Genomic DNA, 12,672 nt, shown 5'->3' on the forward strand with positions numbered 1-12,672 from the left:
CCGCCGTGGGCCGCTAACAGCCACAACCCGCTTCTTCCTCAACCCACGAAAACCTCATTCCACCGGCACCAGCCGGCTGGCCAGCAGCTTCACGCCCGCCCCGGTCCTGCCGCCCAGTGGTTCAATGCGCACGATTTGTCCTTGAGCCTTGAATTTCATGGGGCCGCCGGGAGTGTCGAGCTCGATCTCGAAGTCAATCAAGCTATCCACCTGCTGTTCACTATCGGTTTCGAAATACAAACCGCAGGCGCTGATGTCACGGGTGACACCGTTGCCCCCGCCGATCAGTTGCAGCGACAGGGTGACTTGCTCACGGGGCTCAACTCGGTAGGTGCCTTTCATGGCTGCAGTCTAAAAACGACCGCTGTTTTATACATGGGAGCGCTATCCCTTTTTTCTGGGAGTCAATCAGCCATGAAAACAGGGCTTTACGGGACAAATGTCATGGGAGGGGGTGCCTGAAGCGCTATAGAAAAAAGCTACAGGCTGCAACGATTGCTATCATGATCAGCTAACACAACCCGTCTAAAGAGGCAGCGACCTGCATGCCAATTCAAGTCCTGTTAGTAGCACTACCGCTCGTGGCCTGGGGTCTTGAGCGTCTGGTGGAAAGCGCTCAACCGAGATTGATGCTGGCGGGTTCGGTGTCGTCGGTGGCGCAATACCTGCTTTCGCTGCACCAATACACGCCAGATGTGGTGGTACTGGATCTGGACAGCGAGGACTGTATCGAGTCGCTGATCGACTTGCACAGCCAGACCAAAGCCAGGATTCTGGTAGTGACAGGGTCGAGCGACGTGGCGCTGCATGACAGAGCGGTGCTGGCGGGCGCACGTGGCGTGGTGGACAAACGGGAGTCGGCCTCCGCATCGACATTGCTCAAAGCCATAGAAAAAGTGCATGACGGCGAACTCTGGATTGACCGCAATGCGACCAGCCGTATCTTCCTTGAACTGGCGCGCAAGAAAGCCGAGCGCGATGTAGGCCCGGAGCAACACAAAATCGCCAAGCTGACGCGCCGCGAGCAGCAAACCATTGCATCGCTGGCCAGCGACCCCTCAGCCCCTGGCAAGCTGGTGGCCGAGAAGCTGCATATCAGCGAGCACACGCTACGTAACCATTTAACATCGATCTACAGCAAGCTGGGCCTGACGAACCGCGTAGATCTGTACGCCTACGCACACAAGCATGGCCTTTCCACAGGCGACTGAGGACTGCGGCAATACGCCTTCTGCTGACTCAGAATTCAGATGTTTTGCATCGGCCGGTTGAATCCACAGCCAAATGCAGACTTTAACGCTGGCACGCAGTTATGATCCGGGATAACCAGGCGCCCTTGGACCCACGCTTATGCCAGCCTCACAAATCCGCCCCTCACCCGCGCCACTGCTCAATCCAGGAGAGACGGTGGTCCTGTTCGACGGCGTCTGCAAGCTGTGCAATGGCTGGGTGAAGTTCGTGATTCGCCATGACCGCCAGCAGCGAGTGCGGTTGGCGGCGGTTCAGTCACCCGAGGGGCAGGCTCTGCTCGCGTGGGCAGGTTTGCCCATGGATCAATTCGACACCATAGCGGTGATCCGCGACCGACACTACTGGGACCGTTCGGATGCATTTTTCGAAATCATCGCCCAGTTTTCCACACTCTGGCGCCCCGTGAACCTGTTGCGCATCGTCCCTCGCAAACTTCGAAATTGGGCATACGACCGCATTGCGCTTAATCGTTATCGGCTCTTCGGGAAATACGACACGTGCCTGTTGCCGGAGCCTGATCATGAACAGCGCTTTTTGAAAGCGCCCCTGTGAACGCCCGCACACGCATTAACCGGATCACCCGTTGCACATCTGGCATCACCGCCAAATGCCTGTAAACGCTGCTGATCCATCAAGGAAGATAAAAACAATGAAAATATCATTCATCGCGTCGCTGGGAATTTTATCGCTAATTCAAACATCACTATCCTTCGCGGATAATGTTAATGGAAAAAATCTCTATGTACAGCGATGCACCATGTGCCACGGAACAGATCTCAAAGCAACAGGACCATTGGCTAATAAAAGCAATCCTCCTGCACCTGATCTAACAACATCCACTTTCAAAAAACGATTGAATGATTATCCGGGCGTGATTGTATCATCGATAATACTTCGTCCCAATGGAGACTTGATTCCAAAAACTTTGCGAGAGAATGGTGTAAAGCTATCGCCGCACTCATGGAGTATTCAAGATCTGCGCGATTTAAATCAATACATGAGTGGCGTGATTTCAAAAACCCGATGATTTTCGAGTTGAGAGGCAGGCACAGAAATCCAGGAGCCATTTCAGGTTTGAGGGCTTGCGGGGCAATGCCGGTGAGCCCTCAAACCTCTCGCGGGCACATCGCTAATGAACAATCTCGGATTAATACAAGTTCGGGTGGTTCTTCGCATCTCGCAGCAATCGGCTGCAGTCGTGACAGGTAAATCAGCCTCTTCTTCCTGCAGGCGGCCACTGTCCAGCAGCAGAATTTTCACCAGCTCACAGGTAGCGGGCGTGGCGTAGACCGGGCCGCGATACCCATTGCGCACCAGGACAGGTAAATAGCCGCTGTGGTCGAGATGGGCATGGGTCAGGACAATGGCGTCGAGATCGCTGACCGGGAGCTGGAACGGGTCCCGATTGTGTAATCGCAGTTGATTGTAGCCCTGGAACAGACCGCAATCGGTCAGCACATGCTGGTTGCGATGGTCCAGCAAGTACTTACTACCTGTCACCATGCCTGCGGCACCTGGAAATGTGATTCGCATGGCCGTTTTCCCTGCGCATTCAGGGGAACGCTATTGATCGCTCCTTTTGGCTCAAGGCCAGCTGATTTTTATCAACTGCCAGCTCGACGGCGTTGCTGTCAATCGGGCGAGGCTAACGGCTTGACGATTATCAAACTGCACGGCGCCCGGTTTAACACGCTCTCGGCGGTATCGCCGATAAACCGGTCAGGCCCATGGTGATAAGCCGTGCCCAGCACCACCATGTCGAAGGCATGCTGTTGAGCGAACAATCCGATGACCTTGTGGGGGGAGCCCGTCAATAAATGTCGACGGGCGTCCTTGATGCAATAGCGCTCGGCAAGCACATCGAAAGCCTCTTGTTGGGCATCTTCGATTGCGTCCCTCAAACTGTCACCCAGACTGCCTGTCGGCACACTCATCGGCACATCGTTTATCTCTGACCAGCGACTGACGTTAAGCAAGTGCAACTCGGCACCGCAACTGGCCGCCAGAGTAGAGGCCAGGTCAAGTATTCGGTCATTTAAACCCTGCGTCATCTCTTCCAAATGGGACAGATCGATCGCCGCGAGAATTTTCAAGGGTTTTGGATTTTTCGCGCTGGTCACCAGGTGCAGGTGGGTCGGACACTCGCGCAGCAGTCGCCAGTCCACAGGCCGGTGAAAGGCCCGGTCAAGTGCCGGCACATAATGGGTGTCCTTGATCACCAGGTCCGGATGAAAGTCGTTCACGTACTCAAGCAGGTTTATCAGGCTCGACTTGGCCCAGACCACTTCGGTGGTCACCTGTATGCCGCCGCATCGTTGAAACCGGGCCTGCTGCTCCAGCCAATGACGGTGCACCTGCAGATAGCCTTCTCGTGCCTGAGCCATCGCGTAATGGTCAAGCAGACCGGCTACCGCCAGGACCTGGACATAATCGAACGCGACAATGTGCAATAAGGCTCCGGTTGCACGAGCCAAGGCATGCGCACGCTCAAACGCCGGGGTCAAGGTCATTTCGCTGGGGGCTATCAATAGAATGCGTTTGAGTTTGAGCATCACATACCTCGCCCTGAAACCTGCCTGAGTGCAATCCCGCCTGGCTGTCGAAGCCTTGAGTCAAACGCTTGTGACTTCGAGCAGGCTCGTGACTGCAGCCAGCAAAATATCCCGCAATACAACGAACAAGTACGTTTTCATAAGCGTCCTGTCGATTGGTTGCGACCGCAAAGCTGTAGTTTGATTATTTGGCGTTGTGCCGCGAGGGACCTGACTTTTATCAACTAATCAGCAGCTATCGTTAACGGGACGATTGATTTTGGATTACTTAAAACCTTGTTGATTCAGCTCAACGATTTTCCGGCTTCCTGGCGTAGAAACACTCTGATTCACCGCCTCCCCTATCGCTGGAGATTTGCCATGCTGGCAGTCACGCTGATCAATACGCTGGTGGTCATCGTCGCCGTAGTGATCCACTACGAATGCCTGTTACGCCTGAATGATTGGCTACCCCGGCTCAAGCTGTGGAGCCGGTTCAGAATCGTGGTTGGAGTATTCGGCGCCCTCCTGGCCCACGCAATAGAGGTCTGGTGCTTTGCGCTGGTCTATTACCTGATGGTGCACTCAGGGAGATGGGGCAGCCTGACGGGCAACTTCGACGGTTCGTTGATGGACTGCGTTTACTTTTCCTTTACGACGTACACGACGATCGGCTTCGGCGATATTTCACCGGTGGGCAACCTCAAATACCTGACCGGCCTGCAAGCCCTGACCGGGCTGGTGCTCATCACATGGACCGCATCCTTCCTGTTTCTGGAGATGCAAAAGTACTGGAAGCGCAAATAATCCCCTTTCTGACTCGTATCAGACTCAACTGTCGAACTGAGGGTCTGGTTCAAGTCTGGTACAGACTCGATCTAAACCGCCAGAACGCAGCATGGCACCTGATACAGAATGTGCTCGGTCGTGCTGCCCAGAAGCTTGTCCACCCCATGGGACTGGACTCTGCCCATCACGATCACATCCACGTTGTGTTCATTAGCAAACTCACTCAACGCCGTGACCGGGTTTCCCTCAATGAAATGTCGACGATCGGAGGGCACTCCGAACCGACCTGCCAACTCAAGGAAAGACTTTTCCAGGTCTCTGCGAAGCGCTTTGGTCAGGTCAGCAAGTGCCAGGCCGCCCATGTCCGCCAGAAAAGCGGCTGAGATATCGCAGGCGAACAGCAAATGCAGTTCGGCATTGCACTGCATCGCAAGGCTGCAAGCCTGCTTGATGATTCGGTCGTTCAGTTCATTGTCGGCTGGTTCGACATCCGATACCTCGACCGCTGCTACAACCTTGCGGGGCAAAACGAAGCCGCTCCCGCCCACCAGATAAACCGGTACCGAACAGTGGCGCAACAAGTGCCAGTCCAACGGAGTGAAGAAGGCCCTTTTGAGCACGGACTCATGCTGAACCTCCTTGATCAACAAGTCGGGCTGCATGTCTGTGACGTGATCAATGATGGCTTGCTTCATGTCCTCAGCCCAAGCCACCTCGGTGGTTACCTCAATTCCCCTGCCACGCAAATTCTCGGCCTGAGCCTTAAGCCAGCCACGATGGTCCTGCAAGTAACGCTCCCGAGCCAGTTCTCGATCGCCTTCTTCAAGAAGTGATAACCATTTGAATGAGGGGATCAGCGCCGCGACATGCAAACTCGCGCCGCTGGCCTTGGCCAGCGCTGCCGCACGATTCATGGCAGGTGAATGGCGCAAGGCCGGGTCGATGATCAGTAACAGGCTTTGATACTGGCTCATGATTAATTTCCAGTGGGGTGGATATTCGACGCAGACTGCCTCTGTGTAGACGACAGGGATTGGCCATCAATGTCCATTGCCGGCACAGCCTGGACGTCATGTCCCTGCAGTTGCTCGGCACTCAGATAATCGATCATGAACTTCTCCGCCAAAGGATCAGGCAACCAGCAGGTTTTTCCTCGATTCTGAGAGTCTGAAGCGCTCACGACTTGATTTGCATCAAGTCTCAAAGACTGCATATGAACTGAATTGCGCATGGGAGCCAGCCGCCGGAACGGGTGTTTTACCCGTTCGTCTGTTACGTCCACAATCGTTTGGAACAAAAAGTGGTTTGGACAGGCAGCACCTATGCTTATCCCATCCATACGGGGGGCATTTAGAGCATGTCTGAAACCAGGCCGATCCAAAGTCAAAACCTCAAGTCTGCATGCTCCAACTGCAGCGTCCTGGAGCTGTGCCTGCCGCTTGGCCTGACCGGGCTGGAAATTGAACGTCTGGACACACTGATCGTTCAACGATTCAAGGTCAAAAAAGGCGCAGCACTCTACCGCGCAGGCGATCCGTTGCGTTCGCTTTATGCCGTGCGAATCGGTTCGTTCAAGACCAGCGTGCTTTCGGTCGATGGTCGCGAGCAAGTCACGGGGTTCCAGATCCCGGGCGAAATGCTTGGTCTAGACGCTATCAGCACCGAGCTGCATGCGTGTAATGCGGTTGCTTTGGAAGACAGCGAGGTTTGCCCGGTCCATTTTGCTCACCTGGAAAAGCTGGCCCGAGAATTGCCGTCATTGCAGCACAACCTGAACAAAATCCTCAGCCGGGAGATCGTTCGCGATCACGACATGCTGATGATGCTGGGCAACATGAACTCGGATGAACGCTTGGCCGCTTTTTTGCTGAATTTGTCGCAGCGCTTGAATGCGCGCGGTTATTCATCCAGCAGCTTTGTGCTGAAAATGCGTCGGGAGGAAATTGGCTCCTACCTGGGCCTGCGCCTTGAAACCATCTGTCGGGGCATCGCGCACCTGCGTGACCAGGGACTGGTGGAAATAAACGGCCGCGACGTAAACATCCTGAACATGGACGGGCTCAAGCAACTGATCGTAGGCTGCCATCGCAACATCCGCTGACACCTGCTGACTGGAAAATCTTCAGGCATGCCATGGTTCTGGCTGGCGCTGTTGTGCTCAGGTCAGTTGAACGGCGCGATAGTGCTCATTCCCTGACGCGCGACCGGACCACCAAAATACTGCCTGGCACAGAGTACAGCGCTCGCTCTGTGTTGCTACCGATCAACCGGTCGAGCCCCACCCGATGCGCAGTGCCCATCACCACGACATCGGCCAGGTATTGCTCGACAAACTCACTGATCACCGGCACCGGCAGTCCCATGACGAAATGCCGTCGCTCCGGTGGCACCCCGTAGCGCTCCGCCAGTGCAACAAACGCCTGGTGCAAGGATTGACGCAGCTCTTCGCTGAAATCCACACCCCAACCGCCCCCGGCCAATGGCGCGTCGCCGTTGAAGGCGGGCGATAAATCATAGGCGTAAAGCAGGTGCAACGGCGCATCGCATTGCAGCGCCAAGGCGTTGGCAGTCTGAATGATGGTGTCGTTCAATCCGCTGATTTGTGTCGACGGATCGAACGGGTCCACTGCCGCTACGACCCTGTGCGGCAAGCTGTAGCGGACGTGGTTGACCAGATGCACGGGGATCGGGCATTCACGCAATAAGTGACAATCAAGCGGGGTAATGAACACCCGCTTGAGCACAGGCTCAAGTGTTACATCCTTGATCAACAGGTCTGGCTTCAGATCTTCGACCGTCTTCAAAATGTCCAGCAGCGGATGAGTGGTGAAGACGGCTTTGACCGTCACCTCCAGCCCCAAGTCGCTGAGCCGATCGAGCTCTTCGGCCTCCCAGCGACGGTAGCGACGCAAATAGCGCTGATGCTCTGCGTCATCGACTTTTTCTTGCCATAAATGAACCACCGGCGCCGGTTCGACAAAGGCCCGCACATCCAGTACGGCTCCGGCGGCCTTGGCCAAGGCGACGGCACGCAGTAGGGCAGGAGACTGATGCAGGGTCTGGTCAGCGATCAGCAGAAAACGTTGATATTGCCCCATCACACACCTCCGTTCGACTCCGGTCATACAGTGCCGGCATGTTTCAAGACTGCACTCCATCACCGTGCGCAGTTTGATTTACATCAAGCACACACGAATCAACGATGCCGACACGGGTGTCTGATCCAGATCAGATTCAAGCACCGACAGCGGTGTAGAACAGGGTTCAAACGCAGTTCTTTTACCGAATGCCAACCTTTCAAAGCGCACTGGAGGAACACCCCCATGCTTACCGTCAAAGACCACAATGATCGGGCCGCGGCCACCTACGCTGCGGTCGACGGCCAATACTGGATCGAAGCGCTCAGGGACGGTCGCCACGTGCTGATTCGGCCACTGGCGGAAAAGGATCGCGACCGTGAATATGCTTTCATCAAACGACTGTCTCCCGAATCCCGACACATGCGTTTTCTCGCGCAGATCAATGAACCCGGCGCTGCGATGCTCAATCAGTTGATGGACACGGACAATAACCAGCGTGTGGCCTATATCGCCCTGGTCCATGACAACGGGCAACTGGTCGAAATCGGCATCAGCCGTTACGCGGCCACCCGCGAGCATGAGTGTGAATGTGCCGCCACGGTCGCCGATGAATGGACACACCTGGGACTGGGCACATTACTGATGGAACACCTGATCAAGGCAGCTCGCAAAAACGGCTTTCGCCAGATGTATTCAGTGGACTCCTCCGGCAATGCCCCCATGCGCGACCTGGCCAAGGCGCTCGGATTCGAAACCCACAATGATCCCGACGACAGCCGTCAGGTGATTCATCGTCTTTACCTGTAGAAAATCGCCCGCACGATGTTCCGGCCAACCGCTCATCGCGGGGCGGTCAAGCCCTCAGGATTGCAGCATTCTTCCTGGCTTTATCGCCAACACACTGCACGGTGCCCGATGCAGCAGTTGCTCGGCCGTGGTTCCGAGTAATTTGCTCAAGCCCTTGTGCTGCACCGTGCCCATGACAATGATATCGGTACGGTGGCCCGAGGCGAATTCACAGATACCCGGCACGTGTGCCCCCTCGATGAAGTGACGACGTTGCGGGGGCACGCCGTGACGTTCAGCGATGGCGGTAAATGTCTCATGCTGTGCCGTTCCCAGCATTTCATAAACTCCGGTAGCCAGCGGTAATGCGGCAAAGCCCATGTCCTGGACGTATACAGCCGTCCAGTCATACACATGCAGCAACTCAAGACTGGCATCACAGACCGCGGCCAGTTTCGCCGCGGCGTTGATGATCTGGTCGTTGAACACACGGTCCTGATTTTCATCGCGCAACACATCGATGATGGCCAGTACGTTGCGTGGCCGGGCATTCAGCGCAGTCGTCACCAGATGCACCGGTACAGGACAATCGCGCAGCAGCTGCCAATCCAGCGGAGTGAAAAACACACGTTTGAACACCGATTCTTCCTGGGCGTCCTTGATGATCAGCGTCAGCGGCATGTCATTGATGAAGTTCAGGATCTCGTCATATGGATGCTGTACCCACACCACTTCGCTGGTGACCTCGATGCCATGCTTGCTCATCAATCCGGCCTGCTCCACGAGCCATTGTCGATGGGTTTGCAGATAGCCGTCCCGAGCCAGACTGAATTGTTCCGGGGCGAACAGCCCGGCCACCGCCAGGGCCTGTGAATAGTCGAATGCCATGATGTGTAACGGCAATTGCATCGCGAGCGCAAGCGCAGCAGCCCGGTCGAATGCTGGTGTCCGAGTCATGGCTGAAGGAGCGATCAAGAGTAAACGCTGAGATTGCGACATTGGGCACCTTGGCACACGGCCATTTCAATCCAGGAGTAGAACCACAGATTGATTGCGCCTTGTTCCGACCACTTGATTTTTATCAGTTGCGCGCGCGATATCCTTCAGAACAGCCCCATCCCCGCCCACAACGCCAGGGTCAGCAACACCTGGCCCGGGATTACGTAAGCGGCGAAGCGTCGCCCGCCCCCCAGAATCAGGCCAACCTGCGTAACGGTAACCATATTGGACAGGTCCACACCACCGCTCTGCACCACGGCCATCGGTCAGCCCTTTGTCCACCGGATATTCGCCGCGCAGGATGTGCACGTCGGTGCCGCAAATGGTCGTGGTGGTGATACGGATCAATGCGTCCAGCGGTCCGACTTCAGGGACGGGTTTGTCTTCCAGCACGATACGGTTCTTTTCAACGAAAACAGCCGCTCTCATCGTTGCCATGGTGATCCCTCCATTACCGTTCGAAAGTCAACGTTCAGCACGAGCCCAAAGACTGCGCTGGGGCGCTGGACGAAAGATTGATCATGGTCAACCATTTCGTCACGGGACGAAGCCCGGATTACCGCACGTCACGCAATACCATCCTTTCCCCTCGATTTGACAAAGATCAACCCTGGCGCCCCGAACATCGGCAGGCTAGGTACAAGGCTTCACTGCCCAATAACACCGCAGCCATTGAGGCAAGCGACTACCTACCGGAGATCTGTCATGTCCGATCAATCACGTTTCATGCTGGTCGTCTCGCCGTTAATGGAAAACAGCCCCGCCTTCGACCGGGCCGCCGCCCTGGCCAAGGCTTCAGGTGCTGCCCTGCACATCGTGGCGTTCGATTATCTTGAAGGGCTGGCGACTGCCGCAATGGTCAACGAACAGACGCTGGAACAGATGCGGCTGGGTTATGTCGAGCGCCATCGCCAGTGGCTCGAAGACCAGGCCCGCCCCTTGCGCAAGATCGGTGTGCACGTGACCACTGAAGTCGTCTGGGTAGAGAGGCCCTTGCAGGAAATCCTCATTCACCTCAAAGAACAGCCGATGGCCGCATTGATCAAGGCCTTGGAGCACGAATCACTTCTCTCACGCCTGATGTTTACGCCATTGGATATCCACCTGCTGCGCGAATGCCCAGTGCCACTGCATTTTGTCAGTCATTTGCACAACGTTTTGCCGCGCAAGATTGTCGCCGCCGTCGACCCTTTCCATTCCGATGACCAATACGAAGGCTTCAACGACAGAATTCTGCATGAGGCCTCCAAACTGGCGAGCACCTGCAATGCGGAACTGGACGTGATCTACGCCCACGACCTTTCCAGCATTAGTGCGGACGAATTCGGTTTCAGTAATGGCTCGGCGTTTTTTTCCTCGGGAAAAGCCAAAACCCTGTTCGACGCACAGGCTGATGCGTTTCGAAACCTTTCTGAGCGCAATGGTATCCCGCCAGAGCGCCAGCATATGATCATGGGCAATCCAGCCAGGGTGCTATCCAGCTACGCCGGGATCTATGACACCGATGTGATTGTCATGGGACGTGTTGGACACCGCGGCATGGAGCGGTTAGTTGGCAGTACGGTGGAACATCTGCTGTACAAGTTGCCCTGCAGCGTGTGGGTGGTTTCCCCAGAGAAAATCTGAACGATGGATAACGCCGTATCAAAAAAACAGGTGATGGGAGAATGAGGAATGAACGCTCAACTGACCAAAGCTGCCAATTTGATTCTTGCGTAACTACCAGCATTAGGCCATCTGTTGCTGAAGCCAACACTCCTGAACGGATGCAAAACAGTCAGTCGGTGGTACTGGGGTATGTACTTGACGTTGCCCCATTCAGTACCCAGCACGGTGACAAAGCCAACGGTAAGGTGAAGTCGCTAAAACCGGCCCGACCTGGCGCACAGACATCAATCGCGCACCGGATGCTGTTCAAGCTCTATGCTCTGCCTTGATTGCGAAAGGCAGCATTTCTGCATGCGTTGAGAAAAATCTCAGCGCATATCGACAGATGAATCGATTGCTGCCCGCGCGAAGGGCTGCAGCCGGCCAAAATGTGTTTTCCCGCGACTCGAAGAAGGTGCCGAACCTGCCCTTCACAGCCCTCGATTCGGACAAACCGGAGGATTTGTGGGGCTGGATGGACGATCAACGCAAAAAGGCAACGAGGTGCTGGCCGGTGTCTGGGCCGAAGAGAACACCCGTGAATTGATCTTCGATGCCATGGGCGGCGACTTGCCGGCAAAACAGGGTAAACAGTCGCTGTCCTTCGTGGTGTGGGCGGTCAAGGATGTCGACGATGGCAACCTCGACCGAATCCAGATCATCAAGGGCTGGAGCAAAAACGGCCAGACGTTCGAGATCGTCTATGGCACAGAAGGCCAAGGCCTGGTGATATTGCCGTAGTTCAGAAAGAAAGCTGTTCGCGAATCGGCCCCAATGTACTAATCCAGACATTGATACTTGAATGGGCACTGTTACCGAAAGCAGGCATCGATGGAAGTCTGCTTCGAGTCGTTTTCAGCCGGTCGTGACAGGCACAAAACGGCCAATACCCTACATTTCCCCCTGGCTCGATAGCTGGCGTTTTCGGTCCACGTACTGTCACAACCACCGCGCAAAAATCCGTCATGACATGTCATGACCTCCTTAAAAAACGGACTTTACCCAACAAATACGGGGGTTTAAGGACGAACGGTCGAGAGGCGTCAAGCGCGGGGAATTGCCGGGAGTTTGCAGCCACTACAGGCTTTTCAGGCGGGCACGTTCGTCGCGGTGTGGTGAACTTCACTCTCACCGTGTGTCACATTAGGTCCTCGTCAAGCGAACTACAAAAGAGGTCAGCCTTATGAGCATCACCACAATTGTCAGTGCCGTGATTTCCAGTCTCGCACCCAGTGTCTTCGACCAGAGCAGCCTGCTGGAACCCGGCGCGCATGTCTCGGCCGTCGAATACCACTACGGAATGGACATCGATGTGAAACGGGTATTGCAGCGCACCGATACCTCCGACAAGACCGGCATGGTGCCGGTGACCCTGGTCTACGAAGACAGCGAGGGCGAGATTCACAAGATCCGCTTCCTCGAATGGGGTGCAAGCCCCGCCGACCCCACCAGCATTGCCTGATCCGCTCGCCGATAGGGTTCCGGGCCTCGCCTGCGCCCCACAAGCGGAAGTCAAACTTCATAGGCACCCCGTGCGGATGATGTTTGTTGTTACCTGAAAATGAAAACATTCGAATGATTAAAAGTTC

Annotated in this window: 14 protein-coding genes and 2 pseudogenes; 9 read left to right on the forward strand and 7 right to left on the reverse strand. The window is 55.5% G+C overall.

What is annotated here, in order from left to right; translation table 11 throughout:
* Positions 1-54: 54 nt before the first annotated feature.
* Positions 55-342 (reverse strand): PilZ domain-containing protein, encoded by a 288-nt coding sequence (locus ACM6IK_RS12545; RefSeq protein ID WP_414874583.1) that lies wholly within the window; start codon positions 340-342, stop codon positions 55-57.
* A 203-nt stretch (positions 343-545) separates the two neighbouring features.
* Here ACM6IK_RS12545 and ACM6IK_RS12550 point away from each other — a divergent pair, with 203 nt between their 5' ends.
* From ACM6IK_RS12550 to ACM6IK_RS12560, 3 genes are all read left to right on the forward strand, one after another.
* Entirely contained in the window at positions 546-1,211 is a 666-nt protein-coding gene (locus tag ACM6IK_RS12550) for a LuxR C-terminal-related transcriptional regulator (RefSeq protein WP_414874584.1), read from the forward strand.
* Positions 1,212-1,350: 139 nt separating this feature from the next.
* Positions 1,351-1,803: a thiol-disulfide oxidoreductase DCC family protein gene (locus ACM6IK_RS12555; RefSeq protein ID WP_414874585.1), complete on the forward strand. Its 453-nt coding sequence runs from the start codon at positions 1,351-1,353 to the stop codon at positions 1,801-1,803.
* A 97-nt stretch (positions 1,804-1,900) separates the two neighbouring features.
* Entirely contained in the window at positions 1,901-2,278 is a 378-nt protein-coding gene (locus ACM6IK_RS12560) for a c-type cytochrome (protein WP_414874586.1), read from the forward strand.
* Between the two features lie 182 nt (positions 2,279-2,460).
* Here the strand turns inward: ACM6IK_RS12560 and ACM6IK_RS12565 are convergent.
* Together ACM6IK_RS12565 and ACM6IK_RS12570 are read right to left on the reverse strand one after the other, a co-directional pair.
* Positions 2,461-2,784: pseudogene (locus tag ACM6IK_RS12565) on the reverse strand (MBL fold metallo-hydrolase); the annotation flags it as partial.
* 98 nt (positions 2,785-2,882) lie between these two features.
* The gene (locus tag ACM6IK_RS12570; RefSeq protein ID WP_414874629.1) at positions 2,883-3,803 is read right to left on the reverse strand and encodes a universal stress protein; all 921 of its coding nucleotides are present in this window, start codon (positions 3,801-3,803) and stop codon (positions 2,883-2,885) included.
* Positions 3,804-4,163: 360 nt separating this feature from the next.
* Between ACM6IK_RS12570 and ACM6IK_RS12575 the strand changes: the two genes are divergently transcribed.
* Positions 4,164-4,589: a potassium channel family protein gene (locus ACM6IK_RS12575; RefSeq protein WP_414874587.1), complete on the forward strand. Its 426-nt coding sequence runs from the start codon at positions 4,164-4,166 to the stop codon at positions 4,587-4,589.
* A 71-nt stretch (positions 4,590-4,660) separates the two neighbouring features.
* Here ACM6IK_RS12575 and ACM6IK_RS12580 read toward each other — a convergent pair whose 3' ends face one another.
* Positions 4,661-5,545 (reverse strand): universal stress protein, encoded by an 885-nt coding sequence (locus ACM6IK_RS12580; RefSeq protein WP_414874588.1) that lies wholly within the window; start codon positions 5,543-5,545, stop codon positions 4,661-4,663.
* A gap of 383 nt (positions 5,546-5,928) precedes the next feature.
* Here ACM6IK_RS12580 and fnr point away from each other — a divergent pair, with 383 nt between their 5' ends.
* Positions 5,929-6,672 carry a fumarate/nitrate reduction transcriptional regulator Fnr gene (gene fnr / locus ACM6IK_RS12585; protein WP_414874589.1) on the forward strand — a complete coding sequence of 248 codons (744 nt, stop codon included), beginning with the start codon at positions 5,929-5,931 and terminating at the stop codon, positions 6,670-6,672.
* Between the two features lie 85 nt (positions 6,673-6,757).
* Here fnr and ACM6IK_RS12590 read toward each other — a convergent pair whose 3' ends face one another.
* Positions 6,758-7,669 carry a universal stress protein gene (locus ACM6IK_RS12590; RefSeq protein WP_414874590.1) on the reverse strand — a complete coding sequence of 304 codons (912 nt, stop codon included), beginning with the start codon at positions 7,667-7,669 and terminating at the stop codon, positions 6,758-6,760.
* Between the two features lie 225 nt (positions 7,670-7,894).
* Here ACM6IK_RS12590 and ACM6IK_RS12595 point away from each other — a divergent pair, with 225 nt between their 5' ends.
* Complete coding sequence (locus ACM6IK_RS12595; protein ID WP_414874591.1) at positions 7,895-8,458, forward strand: GNAT family N-acetyltransferase; 564 nt, start codon at positions 7,895-7,897, stop codon at positions 8,456-8,458.
* A 54-nt stretch (positions 8,459-8,512) separates the two neighbouring features.
* Here the strand turns inward: ACM6IK_RS12595 and ACM6IK_RS12600 are convergent, their stop codons facing one another.
* Both ACM6IK_RS12600 and ACM6IK_RS12605 read right to left on the reverse strand, forming a co-directional pair.
* A complete protein-coding gene (locus ACM6IK_RS12600; RefSeq protein ID WP_414874592.1) occupies positions 8,513-9,436 on the reverse strand; it encodes a universal stress protein in 924 nt (307 codons plus the stop codon).
* Positions 9,437-9,694: 258 nt separating this feature from the next.
* Positions 9,695-9,874 (reverse strand): annotated as a pseudogene (locus ACM6IK_RS12605) (NAD(P)-dependent alcohol dehydrogenase); the annotation flags it as partial.
* A 267-nt stretch (positions 9,875-10,141) separates the two neighbouring features.
* Between ACM6IK_RS12605 and ACM6IK_RS12610 the strand changes: the two are divergent.
* From ACM6IK_RS12610 to ACM6IK_RS12620, 3 genes are all read left to right on the forward strand, one after another.
* The gene (locus ACM6IK_RS12610) at positions 10,142-11,062 is read left to right on the forward strand and encodes a universal stress protein (RefSeq protein WP_414874593.1); all 921 of its coding nucleotides are present in this window, start codon (positions 10,142-10,144) and stop codon (positions 11,060-11,062) included.
* A 486-nt stretch (positions 11,063-11,548) separates the two neighbouring features.
* Complete coding sequence (locus tag ACM6IK_RS12615; RefSeq protein WP_414874594.1) at positions 11,549-11,824, forward strand: DUF3604 domain-containing protein; 276 nt, start codon at positions 11,549-11,551, stop codon at positions 11,822-11,824.
* A 442-nt stretch (positions 11,825-12,266) separates the two neighbouring features.
* Positions 12,267-12,545, forward strand: coding sequence for a DUF2790 domain-containing protein (locus ACM6IK_RS12620; RefSeq protein ID WP_414874595.1), 279 nt, complete (start codon positions 12,267-12,269; stop codon positions 12,543-12,545).
* Positions 12,546-12,672 lie beyond the last annotated feature (127 nt).

It is taken from the genome of Pseudomonas sp. IT-196MI5 (assembly GCF_949767415.1).
Taxonomy (GTDB): domain Bacteria; phylum Pseudomonadota; class Gammaproteobacteria; order Pseudomonadales; family Pseudomonadaceae; genus Aquipseudomonas.